Genomic DNA, 460 nt, shown 5'->3' on the forward strand with positions numbered 1-460 from the left:
CAGGGCCAGCAAGGTACCCTCACTCGGCATCCATCGTTTGGATAGGACGCCATCGTAGAAGTTCACCGGCCCATGAGTCTTCCGCTGAAGCTGCAGAATTATTGCGAAGAGATCACGATCGATATCGCCCGTGCGTTCGGTGATCTCACTCATGAAGGCTTCACGCATTAGGGCCTTGTGCTTTTCGGAAACGATCGGCGCGAAGGTTTTGGGATGAACCAAATAGAGAAGAGAGTTGCGCTGAGATGCGTACGTAGGGCCCGGCACGCCAAAGACGAATTCTTTCCAGCTCCAAGGATTCGCCCGCACTAACCGCTCACTGTCTGAAAGCTTCAACCAGGCGTCGAGAACGTGAATGAGCCATAGCGTTCCAGGGAACAAGTCATCGGTGATCGCCTTTCCTGGGTTGAAGATTCCCGTCTTCAGGGCTCGAAGGATCGACGTGGGAATTTGGACGGGA

At 54.1% G+C, this 460-nt stretch carries 1 protein-coding gene; it reads right to left on the bottom strand.

Annotated elements, in window-relative coordinates; genetic code table 11:
* A partial coding sequence (locus JF66_RS24045; protein ID WP_035880977.1) for a hypothetical protein occupies positions 1-460 on the bottom strand: 460 nt, incomplete at both ends.

Source organism: Cryobacterium sp. MLB-32, assembly GCF_000738085.1.
GTDB lineage: Bacteria > Actinomycetota > Actinomycetes > Actinomycetales > Microbacteriaceae > Cryobacterium.